This is a genomic window from Streptomyces vulcanius (assembly GCF_042653945.1).
Lineage (GTDB): Bacteria > Actinomycetota > Actinomycetes > Streptomycetales > Streptomycetaceae > Streptomyces > Streptomyces mangrovi.
The window spans coordinates 24,989-39,953 of sequence record NZ_JBHSFK010000068.1 but is presented as its reverse complement, the minus strand read 5'-3'; the positions used below and the strand labels follow the sequence as shown (position 1 = coordinate 39,953).

15 protein-coding genes and 1 pseudogene are annotated in these 14,965 nt (G+C 73.3%); 9 read left to right on the top strand and 7 right to left on the bottom strand.

Annotation, left to right across the window (positions count from 1 at the left end; genetic code table 11):
* The coding region (locus ACFPIH_RS53625) for a hypothetical protein (RefSeq protein ID WP_385879281.1) at positions 1–309 on the top strand (309 nt) is incomplete at its 5' end.
* Positions 306–1,007 (top strand): GNAT family N-acetyltransferase, encoded by a 702-nt coding sequence (locus ACFPIH_RS53620; RefSeq protein WP_381166756.1) that lies wholly within the window; start codon positions 306–308, stop codon positions 1,005–1,007. The genes ACFPIH_RS53625 and ACFPIH_RS53620, both read left to right, overlap by 4 nt.
* Before the next feature lie 21 nt (positions 1,008–1,028).
* On the opposite strand, the gene ACFPIH_RS53615 is transcribed toward ACFPIH_RS53620, so the two are convergent.
* Positions 1,029–1,463, bottom strand: coding sequence for a MarR family winged helix-turn-helix transcriptional regulator (locus ACFPIH_RS53615; RefSeq protein ID WP_381166754.1), 435 nt, complete (start codon positions 1,461–1,463; stop codon positions 1,029–1,031).
* A 93-nt stretch (positions 1,464–1,556) separates the two neighbouring features.
* Here ACFPIH_RS53615 and ACFPIH_RS53610 point away from each other — a divergent pair, with 93 nt between their 5' ends.
* A complete protein-coding gene (locus tag ACFPIH_RS53610; protein ID WP_381166752.1) occupies positions 1,557–2,363 on the top strand; it encodes a putative protein N(5)-glutamine methyltransferase in 807 nt (268 codons plus the stop codon).
* On the opposite strand, the gene ACFPIH_RS53605 is transcribed toward ACFPIH_RS53610, so the two are convergent.
* Both ACFPIH_RS53605 and ACFPIH_RS53600 read right to left on the bottom strand, forming a co-directional pair.
* Complete coding sequence (locus ACFPIH_RS53605; protein ID WP_381166751.1) at positions 2,356–3,084, bottom strand: hypothetical protein; 729 nt, start codon at positions 3,082–3,084, stop codon at positions 2,356–2,358. The genes ACFPIH_RS53610 and ACFPIH_RS53605 overlap by 8 nt on opposite strands.
* 117 nt (positions 3,085–3,201) lie before the next feature.
* Positions 3,202–5,310: a SpoIIE family protein phosphatase gene (locus ACFPIH_RS53600; RefSeq protein WP_381166749.1), complete on the bottom strand. Its 2,109-nt coding sequence runs from the start codon at positions 5,308–5,310 to the stop codon at positions 3,202–3,204.
* 246 nt (positions 5,311–5,556) lie between these two features.
* Between ACFPIH_RS53600 and ACFPIH_RS53595 the strand changes: the two genes are divergently transcribed.
* The 4 genes from ACFPIH_RS53595 to ACFPIH_RS53580 all read left to right on the top strand — a co-directional run bounded on the left by ACFPIH_RS53595 (position 5,557) and on the right by ACFPIH_RS53580 (position 9,599).
* The gene (locus tag ACFPIH_RS53595; RefSeq protein ID WP_381166747.1) at positions 5,557–6,438 is read left to right on the top strand and encodes a hypothetical protein; all 882 of its coding nucleotides are present in this window, start codon (positions 5,557–5,559) and stop codon (positions 6,436–6,438) included.
* Between the two features lie 103 nt (positions 6,439–6,541).
* Entirely contained in the window at positions 6,542–6,910 is a 369-nt protein-coding gene (locus tag ACFPIH_RS53590) for a hypothetical protein (protein ID WP_381166745.1), read from the top strand.
* A gap of 93 nt (positions 6,911–7,003) precedes the next feature.
* Entirely contained in the window at positions 7,004–9,025 is a 2,022-nt protein-coding gene (locus ACFPIH_RS53585) for an FAD-dependent oxidoreductase (protein WP_381166743.1), read from the top strand.
* A 22-nt stretch (positions 9,026–9,047) separates the two neighbouring features.
* Positions 9,048–9,599, top strand: a complete 552-nt coding sequence (locus tag ACFPIH_RS53580; RefSeq protein ID WP_381166741.1) for a PadR family transcriptional regulator — start codon at positions 9,048–9,050, stop codon at positions 9,597–9,599.
* Between the two features lie 22 nt (positions 9,600–9,621).
* Here the strand turns inward: ACFPIH_RS53580 and ACFPIH_RS53575 are convergent, their stop codons facing one another.
* Both ACFPIH_RS53575 and ACFPIH_RS53570 read right to left on the bottom strand, forming a co-directional pair.
* Positions 9,622–10,161: a hypothetical protein gene (locus ACFPIH_RS53575; protein WP_381166739.1), complete on the bottom strand. Its 540-nt coding sequence runs from the start codon at positions 10,159–10,161 to the stop codon at positions 9,622–9,624.
* Between the two features lie 71 nt (positions 10,162–10,232).
* Positions 10,233–11,276 carry a fibronectin type III domain-containing protein gene (locus ACFPIH_RS53570; RefSeq protein WP_381166737.1) on the bottom strand — a complete coding sequence of 348 codons (1,044 nt, stop codon included), beginning with the start codon at positions 11,274–11,276 and terminating at the stop codon, positions 10,233–10,235.
* 450 nt (positions 11,277–11,726) lie between these two features.
* Here ACFPIH_RS53570 and ACFPIH_RS53565 point away from each other — a divergent pair.
* Positions 11,727–12,422: pseudogene (locus ACFPIH_RS53565) on the top strand (glycoside hydrolase family 75 protein); the annotation flags it as partial.
* A 520-nt stretch (positions 12,423–12,942) separates the two neighbouring features.
* Here the strand turns inward: ACFPIH_RS53565 and ACFPIH_RS53560 are convergent.
* On the bottom strand, positions 12,943–13,704 hold the full coding sequence (locus ACFPIH_RS53560) for an SDR family NAD(P)-dependent oxidoreductase (RefSeq protein ID WP_381167512.1): 762 nt from the start codon (positions 13,702–13,704) through the stop codon (positions 12,943–12,945).
* Between the two features lie 143 nt (positions 13,705–13,847).
* On the opposite strand from ACFPIH_RS53560, the gene ACFPIH_RS53555 reads away from it, so the two are divergent.
* Complete coding sequence (locus ACFPIH_RS53555) at positions 13,848–14,528, top strand: TetR/AcrR family transcriptional regulator (protein WP_381166735.1); 681 nt, start codon at positions 13,848–13,850, stop codon at positions 14,526–14,528.
* A gap of 7 nt (positions 14,529–14,535) precedes the next feature.
* On the opposite strand, the gene ACFPIH_RS53550 is transcribed toward ACFPIH_RS53555, so the two are convergent.
* Positions 14,536–14,961 (bottom strand): PTS-dependent dihydroxyacetone kinase phosphotransferase subunit DhaM, encoded by a 426-nt coding sequence (locus tag ACFPIH_RS53550; RefSeq protein ID WP_381166733.1) that lies wholly within the window; start codon positions 14,959–14,961, stop codon positions 14,536–14,538.
* Positions 14,962–14,965: the final 4 nt, after the last annotated feature.

The window sequence follows — 14,965 nt, the reverse complement described above, 5'->3', positions numbered from 1 at the left end:
GTCGGGGGCGGAGCCGGAGCCGGTGGCGACGCGGGAGCCGGTGGCGACGCGGGAGCCGGGGGCGGAGGCGAGGTCGGGGTCGGGACCGGAGTCGAGGCGGGAGCCGGGGGCGGAGGCGAGGTCGGGACCGGAGTCGGGGTCGGGACCGGAGTCGGGGTCGGGACCGGAGTCGAGGTCGAGGCGGGGGCCGGGGGCGGAGGCGAGGCGGGAGCCGGAGCCAGGGGCGGAGTTGCGGCCGACGCGGGCGCCGGCTCCGGTGCCGCGGGCGTCGAGGGCAAGGGTGCGGCCAGGGTCGGGGGCGGCGAATGAGTGAGCACGTCCTGGACAATCCCGCCCGCGCCTCCCTCAACGGTCCGCACGCGCACTTCGCCGAGCGCCGGGGCCGGATCCTGCGCTATCCGGTCGACGTGTCGCCCTGGCTGGCCCTGCCGGACGAGCTGGAGGACGCCGACTGGGCCGACCTCGCGGCCCTTGCCGGACCCGGCGCGGAGGTCCCGCTGCTCGGATTCCGGGGCGAGGTGCCCGAGGGCTGGGAGGTCACGTTCCGGATGGAGGGCGTGCAGTTCGTGGACGACGGCCTGGCCGCCGCGCCCGAACCGGAGGCAGTCCGCCTCGGCCACGCCGACATACCCGAGATCCTCGACCTGATCGCCCGCACCCAGCCCGGCCCCTTCGAGGCCCGCACCATCGACATGGGCACCTACCTCGGCATCCGCCGGGACGGCGCCCTCGTCGCGATGGCCGGCGAGCGCCTCCACCCGCCCGGCTGGACCGAGATCAGCGCGGTCTGCACCGACCCCGCCTTCCGCGGCTCGGGTCTGGCCACCCGCCTGATCCTCGCCGTCGCCCACGGCATCCGCGAACGCGGCGAGACCCCGTTCCTGCACACCGGCGCCCAGAACACCAACGCCATACGGCTCTACGAGTCCCTGGGCTTCCGCCTGCGCCGCAGAACGGCGTTCCTGGCGGCGCGGGTTCCGGAGCGGCCGGGGGCGCTGGTGCCGTAGGCGGGGAGTCGGCCTCCTGAGTCAGCCGGCCGCGTTGTACCGCGTCAGGTACTCCGCGAACCGCTCCAGATCGGCCGCATCCCATCCGGCCAGCCGCTCCCGGAAGGCCGCGCGGCGGCTCTCGGTGACCTGGGCGAGGATGCGCCGGCCGGCGTCGGTGAGGTGGAGGACCTGCACTCGGTGGTCCTCGGGGTCCGGGCGCCGTCCGATCAGGCCGGCGCGCTCCAGGGCGGCGACCTGCCGGCTGACCGTCGACTTGTCCAGCGCGTAGTGCGCGGCCAGGTCGGTGGCCCGGCAGCCGCCGCTCTCCTCCAGATGACCGAGGAGCGTGTACGACACCAGGGACAGCTCCGGGTGCATACGCCCGGCGGAGGCGCGGGCCCGCCGGGCGAAGGCCGTCATCTCCCGCTGGATGGTCTCCAGGGCTTCGGCTGTTTCCACGGCGGCTGCCTGCATCGGGGGCTCCCTCAGGTTCTTGGTTGCATAGTACAACTCGGGTGCGAGGGGTGCGATATTGTGATCGAATTTCCGAAAGGTTCTCGACTCTCCATGCCTTCGTCCCCCCCGTCCCCGTCCCCGACGTCCTCGTCCCGTGACGCCGTCGTCACGGCGCTGCGTGCCGCAGGGTGTGTCTTCGCCGAGGACGAGGCGGAGTTGATCCTCGCCACCGCCCGTACGCCCGACGAGCGCGAGGCCATGGTGGGGCGCCGGGTGTCCGGGCTGCCCCTCGAACTCGTCGTCGGCTGGGCCGAGTTCCACGGTCTGCGCGTCACCGTCGAACCGGGCGTCTTCGTACCCCGCCGCCGAACCGAGTTCCTCGTCGAACAGGCGCTGGCGCGGGTGCCGCACGCGTCCGTCGTCGTGGACCTGTGCTGCGGCTCGGGCGCGGTCGGCGCCGCCCTCGCCGCCTCGCTCGGCCATGTCGAACTGCACGTCGCCGACATCGACCCGGTGGCGGTGCGCTGCGCCCGCGCCAACGTCGCCGCGTACGGCGGACACGCCCACGAGGGCGACCTGTTCGAGGCGCTGCCCGACCGGCTGCGCGGCCGGGTCGACATCCTGGCCGCCAACGTGCCGTACGTCCCCAGCGACGAGGTTCCCCTGCTGCCGGCGGAGGCCCGCGACCACGAACCGCTCACCGCGCTCGACGGCGGCGGCGACGGACTCGACGTCCTGCGCCGGGTGGCCGCCGGGGCCACGGACTGGCTGGCGCCCGAGGGCATCCTGCTCGTCGAGACCAGTGAGCGGCAGGCCCCGGACGCCGTCGAGGCGTTCACCCGGGCCGGTCTGACCACGCGTCTGGCCGAGGACGAGGAGCGGTACGCGCACGTGGTGATCGGGACGCGGGTCAGGTAGCGGCGCCGCTGCCCGTGGGGCTGGGGGTGGCGGGGGCGCCGGAGGAGCCGTCCTCGCCGCGGTTCCACGGGCCGTGCCCGGGGAAGCCGCCCCTGCCGCCGTCGTCCGGACCGCGGTCCTTGGAGTCGCCGCCACGGTTCTTGAAGTCGCCGGAGAAGACCCGGTCGGCCGTCAGCGTGTCGCCGGAACGGGTGCCGGCGACGTACACCGTGTCGCCCTTCTTCAGCGCGTCGGCCCCGGAGCCGGAGTCGCCGTCGGCGGACACCGGGGTGTCCGAACCCACCGTCCAGGTCCACGAGGTGTCGTCCTCGCTCTTGACGGTGACCTGGTCGCCGTCCACCTTCTCGACGGTTCCGCGCTGCCAGACGCGCACGGTCCAGCCGTCCCCGTCCTTCACGGTCGTCTCGCCGTGCACGGCGTCGCCGCCGAAGCGCATCCACGGTCCGCCGAAGCCGTGCCGCCCACCGGGACCGTCCGGTGTTCCGGAGGGGGACGAAGAGGCCGCCGGGGACGCCGAGTTGTCGCCCGAGCCACCCGACGTCGCCGCGTACGCGACGGTCCCGCCGAGCGCCAGGACCGCGACGGTCGTGGCCGCGATCACCGCCCGCCCGCGCGCCGACCGGCGCTCCCACGCACCGCGCAGGGACGGGCGTTCCTTCTCCTCGCCGCCCGGACCCGACAGCACCTCGGCCTCTTCCGGCTGTTCCGGCTGCTCCTGCATCACCGTTCACTCTCCTCGGCCGCGACGGCGGCATCGGTGCCACGCCTCACTGTGATTGTCCGAGGGGTGCGGTAAAGGGCCGGTAATAAATGCCTGTGAATCGGGGTGAGCCGGTTCTTACCGGCGGGCGCGGGCCACCAGCAGGGCCACGTCGTCGTGGTTGTCGGGGTGGTGCAGGGCGGTCAGGAGCAGGTCGCAGAGCTGCTCCAGCGGGCGCGCGGGATCGTCGAGGAGCACGAGCAGCGCGTCCAGGCGCTCGTCGAGGGAGTGCGTCCGGGTCTCCACCAGACCGTCCGTGTACAGCACCAGCTGGTCGCCGGGCGCGAAGTCGACCTCGGTGGTCGAGAAGGCCACCCCGCCCACGCCCAGCGGCGCGCCCGTCGGCAGGTCGAGCAGCTCCGGGGGCCGCCCCGGACGTACCCGCGCGGGCGGCAGGTGCCCGGCGTTGGCGATGCGGCAGCGGCCCGCCGCGGGGTCGTGGATGGCGTACAGACAGGTGGCGATGGACTGGCCGAGGCCCTCGGTGATCCGGTCGAGGTGCTCCAGGAGCACCGCCGGGTCGAGGTCCAGGCCGGCCAGTGTGGTCGTGGCGGTGCGCAGCCGGCCCATCGTGGCGGCGGCGTCGACACCGCTGCCCATCACGTCGCCGACGACGAGCGCGGTCTTGCCGTCCGGCAGCGGGATGACGTCGAACCAGTCGCCGCCGACCGCTGTGGTGGCGTCCGCGGGCTGGTAGCGGGAGGCGACCTCCAGGCCGCCGACGACCGGCGGATGGCTGGGCAGCAGGCTGCGCTGGAGGGTCAGCGCGGTGTTGCGCGCGTTCTGGTACCAGCGGGCGTTGTCGATCTGGACGGCCGCTCGGGCGGCCAGTTCCCTGGCGAGCAGCAGGTCGTCCCGGCCGAACGGCACCGGATTGGTGGCGCGTCTGAGGTCCAGGGCGCCGAGCACCTCGCCCCTCGCGATGAGGGGCACCGCCAGATAGGAGTGCACACCGGCGCGGGCCAGCTGGTCGGCGGCCTCCGGGCTGCGGGCGATGCGCGCGAGGTCCTCGTCCTTGACCTGGGCCACCATGACCGGCTCGCCGGTGCGCACGCACTCCGTGACGAGTTGGTCGGCGGCGTAGCGGACCACCTCGCCGGGCGGGTCGGCGGCCCGCAGCGCGTCCGGCGCGCCCTCGGCACGGACCGCCAGCGTGCGGATCGCGGCGTCCTCCGCCGGCCGCAGACCGGCCGGGCGGCCCGCGACCACCGCGTCGAGCAGATCCACGGCGGCTATGTCCGCCAGTTCCGGCACGGCCACCTCGGCCAGTTCGAGGGCGGTGCGCCCCAGGTCCAGGGTGGTGCCGATGCGGGCGGACGCGTCGGCGATCAGCGCCAGCCGGCATCGCGCGGCCTCGGCCTCCAGACCGGCCCGGTACTCGTCGGTGACGTCCAGGACCGAGGCGGCCACACCCAGCACGGTGCCGCGCGAGTCCTCCAGACGGTAGAGCGAGACCGACCAGGCGTGCTCCTCGGCCGGATCCGCCGCCGTACGGCCGACCACCGACCGGTCGACGAGCGGCACCCCGGTCCGCAGCACCTCGCGCACCGCCGTCTCCAGGGCCTCCGCGTCGATCGAGGGCAGCACCTCACGGATCCGGCGGCCGACATGCTCCCCGGCCGACAGGCCGTTGATCCGGGCCAGCGCGGGATTGACCCGGACATAGCGCAGTTCGGTGTCGACGACGGCGAGGCCGATGGGGGACTGTTCGACCATCCGCGTCGACAGCGCCACGTCCCGCTCCAGCCGGCGCACCGTCGACCGGTCCGCGGCGAGCCCCAGGGCGTAGACGTCGCCCCGGTCGTCCATCAGCCGCATGTTGCGGAACTCCACCAGCCGTGTGGCGCCGTCCTTTCGCCGCACGGGGAACGCGCCGGCCCAGGTGCGGCCGGTCGCCATGACGTCGGCGAACAGCTTCACGACCATCTCGACATGCCGCTCGTGGACCATGACCCGGGCCGCGAACTCGCCCAGCGCCTCGGCCGCCGACCAGCCGAACAACTCCTCGGCCTGCGGGCTCCACAGCACGATGCGCCCCTCGGTGTCGAGCACCACCGAGGCCACGTTCAGCACGTCCAGCAGCCCACTGGGGCCGGTCGGCACGGCAGGCCCACCCGGACCGGCAGGACCGGAAGGACCCACTGGTCCGGCAGGACCGGAAGGACCAACTGGTCCGGTCGTACTCATCCCACGCACCGCCTCCGATCGGTCACCGCGGCACGCCGTCCCCCGTGCCGACTCCCCCTGTTCTACCGCGCCCGACCCCTTATCTCCCACGCCCGGGCGCCCTGCTCCATGTCCCAGGAGTACGGCGGAGACGGCCGTTCTCCTCAAGTCCCCTGCCTGTCCACCGAGTTGGCCTGTACATGCTCCGCGAGCCGGGCCAGACTGTCCGCCGAGCGATTCCCCCACCCCTCCGCACCGAGGAGCCCCATGCCTCCGCGCCCCGCCCGGCCCCGCCGCCACGCGGTCCGCACCACCCTCGTCGCCCTGGCCACCGCGGCAGCCGCCGCCCTCTTCACGGCCCAGCCCGCCGCAGCCGCCGACACCTGGACCGAGGTCGGCTCCGACCGTGCCGACCCGCTGACCGAGAGCCAGGGTCTGACCTCGGTCGAGGTCCCCGCGAACAGCGCCAACCGCTACACCGGCATCGGCACCATCCCGGTCTCGGTGTCCGTCCGCGGCTGGAACCACGTCGGCGACCCCGACGCCTCCTACGGCGGCTACTACGTCGAGCCGTACCAGAGCGACTCCGGCACCTCGAAGATGTACCGGGTGCAGGCCCCCGGCGGTGCCTGGTCGGAGTACGTCCACACACTCGGCTCGGGCGAGGCCCTGAACAACTCCTGGGTGGCGATCAGCCCGGACAGCCAGTACATGCTGTCGGGCGAGTGGGGCACGATGACCCGCTTCCTGGTCTTCCCGACCCCCGGCGCCAACGCGAGCACCTCGCCCTCGGCGAACCTTCCACAGGTGTCGACCGTCCGCCTCGACCACGCCGTGCGCGACGTCCAGGGCTGCGACTTCACCGGCCCGACCACGCTGCTGTGCTCCTCCGACGACCCTGCGGGCACCCTCTTCGGCATCACCAAGCCGCTCCTGCAGATCGACCTCTCCGCTGCCCCCGGCTCCTCCGACGTCACCGGCCATGTCACGGCCCTGCGCCAGCTCCCGCTGCGCAGCTCCTGCTCGGGCGAGTTCGAGACCGAGGGCATCGACTACGACCGCCGCAACGGCACCCTGCGCGTGATCGTCGTCTCGCCCGGCTTCTGTGTGCTGACGGACAGCAAGACGTACCGCTTCACCAAGAGCTGAGTGCGCACTGGTCCCCTTCGGGCAGTGGTGCTTTTCTGGGGTTGTGGCGCGGTTCGCGGGGAACCCGCGGTACCGCGCCACCGCCACGAGAGGAGCGATCACGATGGACCGTGAGCGTCTGCACGAGGAACCCGTCTCCCTCGAGATCAGCGGATGCAGCAAAGAGGACGCCAGGATCGTGTTCGACACGCTGAACACGTGCTTCGAGTCCGACCGGGGCCCCGACGAGGTGCCGCAGCAGCTCCACGAGACCCGGCCGATGGTGTGGCTCGGCACCTTCGAGGTCACCGACGCCCACGCGTGTCCGCCTCCCGCCCGGCTGTCGTCCTCCGTCGAGGCCGACGCGCAGGGCGGCTACTGGGCGATCGAGCGGCTGCGCTCCACGCTCGACTCCCTGTTCACCGTGCGTGACCTGACCTCGGTCTCCGGCGACCAGGAACGCGAGCTGCACGTCCTGCTCGAAAGCAGGTGAGACGTTCGGCACGACCGTTGTGCAACTAGTTGCATAAACCGTGCGCGGTCCTCTAGAACAGGAGGCGACCACCCCCCGCGCACGGAGGCCGCCATGAGCCGTGACCGTTACCCGCATCTGCTGAGCCCCCTTGACCTGGGCTTCACCACACTGCCCAACCGGGTCCTGATGGGCTCGATGCACGTCGGCCTGGAGGAGGCCGAGGGCGGCTTCGCGCGCATGGCGGAGTTCTACGCCGCCCGGGCCCGCGGGGGAGTGGGCCTCATCGTCACCGGCGGCATCGCACCCAACGACGAGGGACGGCCGTACGAGGGCGGAGCCAAGCTCACCACCGAGGCGGAGGCCGAGCAGCACCGGGCCATCACCGGGGCCGTGCACCGCGAGGGCGGCCGGATCGCGCTCCAGATCCTGCACTTCGGGCGGTACGCCTACCACGAGGACCTGGTCGCCCCGAGCCCCCTGCAGGCCCCGATCAGCCCCCACCGGCCCCGCGAACTCACCGACGCCGAGGTCGAGCGCACGATCGACGACTACGCCCGCACCGCCCGCCTCGCCCGCGCCGCCGGCTACGACGGCGTGGAGATCATGGGCTCCGAGGGCTACCTCATCAACGAGTTCGTCGCCGCCCCGACCAACCACCGCACCGACCGCTGGGGCGGCTCGTACGAGAACCGGACGCGCTTCCCCGTCGAGATCGTCCGCCGGGTGCGCGAGGCCGTCGGCGAGGACTTCATCGTCGTCTACCGGCTGTCCATGCTCGACCTGGTCCCCGGCGGCTCCACCCTCGACGAGGTCGTCACCCTCGCGCAGGCCGTCGAGGCGGCCGGGGCGACCATCATCAACACCGGCATCGGCTGGCACGAGGCCCGCATCCCCACCATCGCGACCTCCGTGCCACGCGGCGCCTACACCTGGGTCACGAAACGGCTGATGGGCGCGGTCTCCGTCCCGCTGGTGACGACCAACCGCATCAACACCCCGGAACTCGCCGAGGAGTTGCTCGCCGAAGGCTGCGCCGACATGGTGTCGATGGCCCGCCCGATGCTCGCCGACCCCGACTTCGTCGCCAAGGCCGCCGCCGGCACGCCCGAGGCCATCAACACCTGCATCGGCTGCAACCAGGCCTGCCTCGACCACACCTTCAGCGGCAAGCTCACCTCCTGCCTGGTCAACCCGCGCGCCTGCCACGAGACCGAACTGGTCCTCGCCCCCACGAGGTTGCGCAAACGCGTCGCGGTCGTGGGCGCCGGCCCGGCGGGCCTCGCCTGTGCCGTGAGCGCGGCCGAACGCGGCCACGAGGTCACCCTGTTCGACGCGGCGAGCGAGATCGGCGGCCAGCTCAACGTCGCCCGAAAGGTCCCCGGCAAGCGGGAGTTCGACGAGACGCTGCGCTACTTCCGCCACCAGCTCACCGCGCACGGCGTGGACGTACGCCTCAACACCACCGTCACAGCAGTAGACTTGACGGGCTATCAGGAAGTCGTCGTCGCCACCGGCGTCACCCCGCGCACTCCCGACATCCCGGGCGTCGACCACCCCAGCGTCCTCGGCTACCTCGACGTCCTGCGCGACGGCGCGCCCGTCGGCGACCGGGTGGCGATCCTCGGCGCGGGCGGCATCGGCTTCGACGTCGCCGAGTTCCTGACCGACGGCGGCGACAAGGCGAGCGAGGACCCGGCGACGTACTTCCGCCAGTGGGGCGTCGACATGGACTACACGGCCCCCGGCGGCCTCACCGCCCCCGAACGCCCGGCCCCGCCCCGCACGGTCCACCTCCTCCAGCGCAGGACCGGCAAGGTCGGCGCGGGCCTGGGCAGGACCACCGGCTGGATCCACCGCACGGAACTCAGGCACCGGGGCGTGCGCATGGTCCCCGGCGTGCGCTACGACCGGATCGACGACGCCGGTCTGCACGTCACCGTCGGCGAGCTGAGCACCGTACTGGAGGTCGACACCATCGTGCTGTGCACCGGACAGGAGCCGCGCCGCGACCTGTACGACGACCTGCGCGCGGCCGGTGTCGGCGCGCACCTCGTCGGGGGCGCCGACCTCGCCGCCGAACTGGACGCCAAACGCGCCATCAAGCAGGGCACCGAGGTCGCGGCCGCCCTGTGACCGCCCTCCCTAGGATGACTCCATGTCACTCCCGCACGCGATCCTCACCGCCCTCCTGGAGAAGCCGTCCTCGGGGCTGGATCTGACCCGCCGGTTCGACCGGTCGATCGGCTACTTCTGGTCGGCCACGCACCAGCAGATCTATCGCGAGCTGGGAAGACTGGAGTCCGCGGGACACATCCGCGCCCTGCCCGGACAGGCGCCCGCGCGCGGGCAGAAGAAGGCGTACGAGGTGCTGCCCGCGGGCCGCGCCGAACTGGCCCGCTGGACGGCCGCCGCCCAGGACCCCAAGCCGCACCGGGACGCGCTGCTGCTGCGGCTGCGCGCCGCGGCCGTCGTCGGCACGGCGGGCCTGGAGGCCGACCTGCGCCGTCATCTCGACCTGCACCGGCGGCAGTTGGCCGAGTACGAGGAGATCGAGAAGCGGGACTTCCCGCCCGGCGACGACAACGCGCAGGCCAGGCTGCAACACTTGGTGCTGCGCGCCGGCATCGAACTGGAGACCTTCTGGACCCAGTGGCTCACGGAGGCGCTGGGGGAGATGGGGAAGATGGGGGAACTGGAGGGCGCCTAGAGCTGGTGCCTGGAGCCGGTTTCTAGAACCTTTGGGGCTTCGAGCGGCGGCGCAGGAACCAGGCCGCCGCGATCACGCCGGTGCCCACCAGCGCACCGCCCACCCCCATCGTGACCGGACCGAGGTCGCGGGCCGTACCGCCGAGGCCGCCCATGACACCGCGCGAGGGCGAGGCGGTCGCGGAGATCGTCGGCGTGGAGGGGGCGGACACGATCACGGACTGGCTGCCCGCGGTACTGCCGTTGGAGCACACGACGACCACGGTGTACGTGCCCGGGGAGACCCCCGACCACGCGGCGGACTGACTGACGGACGTCCCCGACAGCGCCACCTGGCGCCCTTGGGCGAAGTTCGCCTGGCTGCTGTTGAGCAGGGCCGCCGTGCCCCAGCTGCCGTTGATCTGGGTGCAGGCGCTGGTCACCACCGACACCGTGGAGCCGGTCGTGCTGACGGAGATGCCCGAGATCCGGGCGGCTGCGGGCGGGGCGGCGAGGGCGAGGGGCAGCGCCGCGGCAGCCGCCACGGTCAGCCCTGAGCGGACGAGAAGATCGGAAGTGCGCATCGGATGTCCTCCGGCGGCACGGTCGGCGGCACATCCCATGCGCCGCCGAGGTCGGGTACGCCCGTGCCCCTTCAGGGGCAGCCAACGTGCCCCAGGCCCGCCCCGCACCCGGACCGCCGCCGGGCAGGTGACGGATTCCATCGGACGGCCCCCATCTCAGGACCCGCCCCGGCCGCCCCGGTGGTCACGGTCCGCTCCGCCGAGTACGCCCCCCAGGTCCCGTCCGGCAGCCGCGCCCGCAGCCGCACCCGATGCGCGACCCCCTTCTCCCGCCCCGTGTAGAAGCTGTACGTCGCCCTGCCGCGCGGCGGCGTCCCGCCCCAGACGAGTGAGGTGGCCGCCCGCCCGTCCAACTGGACCTGGTACTCCGTCACCACGCCGTCCACGTCCGGCGCCGTCCAGGACAGGTCGAGGTAGTACGCCCCGTCGGCGGCCCGGTGACTCACCGCGCGGAACCCGGCGGGCGCGGTGTCCCGCCCCTCGTCGTCGCCGGACGCGGTGGTCACGCGCACCGGCGGACCGGCCGGCGAGACGTTGTCGGCCGCGTCCCGGGCGCGCACGGTGAAGGAGTACCGGGTGTCCGGCCGCAGCCCCGTGACGACCGTCGCCGTCTGACCCCCGCCGACGCTGTGGATCCTGGCCCCGCCCTGGTAGACGTCGTACGACACCACCTCGCGGTCGTCCGTCGAGGCCGACCAGGACAGCTGGACCGCCCGGCTCCCGGCGGCCCGCCCGGTCACCCCGCCCGGCCGGGTCGGCGGCGAGGAGTCGGCCGGGGCCGCCGCGGGTGTCGTGGCCCGGACCGCCCGGCTGGGCGGCCCGAGCCGCCCCTCGGTGTCCCGGGCCCGCACGGAGAACACATAGCCGGTGGCCGGCGCGAGGCGGACGACGTCCAGCATGCGCAAGGAGCCGGGCACCTCGCCGGCCTTCCGGCCGCCCCGGTAGACCTCGTAAGCGTCGACCGGTGGGTCCCCGGACACCGCGTTCCACATGACGTGCACGCTGCTCGCGCTCCCGGCCAGCGCGGTGACTCCGGTCGGGGCCCCGGGGGCACGCCCGTCGTCGGCACCGTCCCCCTCGCCGACCGTGCAGCCGCACGCCACGGCCAGCACCAACCCGCACAGCCCCAACCTGCACGGCCCGAATTTGCACGGCCCGAACCTGCACAGCACAACGCGTCGCACGGCTTCGCCTCCCGGCCCTACCCGGCGGCAATGGTCCGGACCAATATGGCGCGGTGGTGCCGGCACATCAAGAGGGCGACGGGTGTCACAGTGGGCGGCCCGAGTCCGCCCGCTCGGGAAAGTTACGTATGCTGAAGCTCCTCCCGGCCGAACTCTCGCCCTGGGCGGTCGAGTTCGGACCGGTGGCGCGGACCGCTGTCGTCGCTGATCCCGCGCCGGCGCAGTGGCCGGGGGGCCGGAGCCCGAGACGGGACCGGCCCCCGGGCCCTGTCGAGCCGTCAGAAGCGTGCACCGTACGGCCCCCTTGAAATGGCCCCCCTCGCGGACCGCGACCAAATTGGGCTGGGTGTCCGTCACCGTCCCACGAGAGGGTCCCCCATCGTGCGCGCCCAGTCGCTGACCCTGGCCGCGGCAGGCCTCGCCCTGCTGGCCCCGGTCATCCCCTCCGTCGCGGCCCGCTCCACCGTCACGGGCAGGCCCGGTTCGGCGACGGCACAGCGGGAGGGCTCCGTCCGGGCGGCCGACCTGCTGGCCCGGGTGCATGACTGCGCCCCCGTCTCCCTGGGCCTCTTCCGCCCCGACGACGGCGGGCCCGCGACCGTCCCTGTCTGCGGTACCCGTGAGGCGGTCTTCTGGACGGCCGACATGGACATCGACTGCGACGGCCGGCCCGGCCCGCTGTGCAACAGCATCACCGACCCGCTGTTCTCCTACGCCACGGCGTACACGCAGTCCGACGGCCGCTATCTGAGCGCCGAGACGCTGCCCTACATCGTGGTGCCCGGCATCAGCGAGCTCTGGAACCACCGTGACCACGGGGTGCGCGGGGGCTCGGTGGCGGCCGTCGTCTACCAGGACCGGGTGCAGTACGCCGTCGTCGGCGACGTCGGCCCGCAGGACATCATCGGCGAGGCGTCGTACGCCACCGCCAAGGCGCTCGGCATCCGCCCCGACCCCCACGGCGGCGGCACGCCCTCCGGCGTCACGTACATCGTCTTCAAGGAGTCCCGAGCGACCCCCATCGAGAGCCACGCCTCCGCGGCGGAGTTGGGCGAACGCCTGGCCCGGTCGTTCGTGACGTCCGCCAAGGCGGACGACACCCGTCACACCCACCTCCCGGTCGACGGCCCACCGGCGGTCGACCCGGCGGAGCCCACGGACGTCGGGGAACTCCCGGAGGACCAGGTCCCCCAGGACACGGAAGAGGCCCTTCCGGAGCCCGAGGAGTACGACGAGTACGAGGAGTACTCGGAAGGGCAGGAGGCCCTGGACGCCGAGCCGGAGGAGGAGTCGGGGGAGGACGGATGAGATGACCGCGGTCCCGTGCGGGGAGGGGGCATCTGGTGGCCGACGGCGACCGTAGCCGCTCGCACGACGCGTGGTGACCGTCGGCCGGACCGGTACTCCCTGCCCTGCCGGGCGCTCCGGCGCACGGCGGCTTCGTGGCTTCGCCCGGAGTGCGACCGCCTGGCAGCGACGCCGCGCTGACGGTCGTCCGAGCCGAGGGCCGATTGCGGGCCGAGCCGGCCACCGCGGCCGAGGAGGGGCTACCCGGTCTCGTCCCCACTGGCGCTCGAACCGCCCGCGAACCGGGGTATCAGACCGCCGACCAGCCGTCGTCGACCGGCAGGACCACGCCGTTGATGTTGCTCGCCGCGTCCGAGGCGAGGAAGACGATCGCGGCGGCCTGCTCCTCGGCCTCGGCCACCCGGCCGATGTTGACGAAGTGCGGGCCGAGCGCCGCCGGGCCGTGGGCCGCCTGGTCGGCCTCCACGACGATCGCGGTCTTCGTGCCGCCCGGCGCGATCGCGTTGGCACGGATGCCCTTGCCCCGGTACATCACCGCGAGGTTCTTAGTCAGCCCCACCACACCGTGCTTCGAGGCGGTGTACGCCGCGCCCGCCGCGCTGCCCCGCAGACCCGCCTCGGAGGCGGTGCTGACGATGGCCCCCTTGCCGGCGGCCAGCATGTGCGGCAGCACCGCGCGGGTGAGAAGGAAGGGTGCGGTGAGGTTGACCCGGATGACCCGCTCCCACTCCGCGTCACTGACGTCCGCCAGCGCCGACATCCGGTCCATGATCCCGGCGTTGTTCACCAGGACGTCCACCCCGCCGAAGCGCTCCACCGCCGTGGCGGTCACCTCGTCGACGACGGCCTGCTCACTGAGGTCTCCGGTGACGGCGACGGCCGTACCGCCCGCCGCCTCGATCTCCTTGACGACGGCCCCGGCGCCGTCCGCGTTGAGGTCGGCCACCAGGACCCGCGCCCCCTCCGCGGCGAAGGCCAGGGCGGTGGCGCGCCCGATGCCCGAGCCCGCTCCGGTGACGATGACGCTGCGGCCTTCCAGTCCAGTGTTTATGGGGTGCTCCTCGATGCGATTGCGATTGCGATTGCGATATCGATGCACGGCGTGGCGGTGCTGCTGCCGTCACCATACGACTTATTGTCTGTGAGTGACAAAAAGTCGCGAAGAACTGATCATCGAGACCGGAGGACGACCGGATGGCCGCATCGCAGGGCCGCACGGGCCGACCGCCCCTGACCGACGAACGCAAGGCGGAGATACGGCTGGAGATCGCCCACGCAGCGGTGGACCTGTTCGTGACGCAGGGCGTCGCGGCGACCACCGGCGAGCAGATCGGCCAGGCGGCCGGAGTCTCCGCGCGGACACTCTGGCGCTACTTCCCGAGCAAGGAGGCCTGCGTACGCCCGCTTCTGACGGCCGGGATCGACATGATCGCCGCCGCTCTGCGGGAGTGGCAGCACGGCCGCCCGCTCGCGGAGGTGTTGGGTTCGCACTTCGAGGCCGAGCAGCGCCTGATCATGGGCCCCGACCCCACCACGGTCGGCGCGCTCATCCGGCTCACCCGTACCGAACCCGACCTGCGCGCGGTCTGGCTCCAGACCCACGACGCGGCCGAGCCGGCGTTCGCCCGCGCACTCGCCGACCGCGCCGGACTGCCGGCCGACGATCTCCGGTCGGCGATCCAGGCGGCGATGTTCAACGCGGCGCTGCGCGCCGCCGTCGAACAGCACGCCTGGCGCACCCCGGCCACCGACGCAGACGCAGACGCAGACGCAGAGGCAGACGCAGACACGGCAACGGATCCGGCGACGGTACGGGCCGACCTCGCGGAGGCCCTCCGCACCGCTCTCACGATGGTGTCGGAGGGGCTGACCTGAGCCGACGTCACACCTTCCGGTAGTCGTACGCCTCCGTCGCCGCCGCCTCCACCGCGTCGAGGCCGGCTCCGGTGGCCGCCGTGACCACCGCGGCGACCGCGCCCTCGACGAACGGGGCGTCCACCAGGCGGGCGCCGGCGGGCAGTTCGTCGCCCTCCGCGAGCATGGCCTTCACCGTGAGTACGGCGCTGCCCAGGTCGGCGAGGACGGCGACCCCGGCGCCGCGGTCCACGGCGGCGGCAGCGGCGGCGACCAGTTCGGCGCTCGTCCCCAGCCCGCCGCCCTCGATGCCGCCTGCCGCGGCGACCGGCACGGCCGTGCCCCGTCCGGCGAGCCCGCGCGCCAGGTCGGCCACGGCGCCGGCCACCTCCGCGCTGTGCGAGACCAGCACGATCCCGACCAGCTTCTCCTCGCCCGGCCCGGCGTCGCTCATCCGC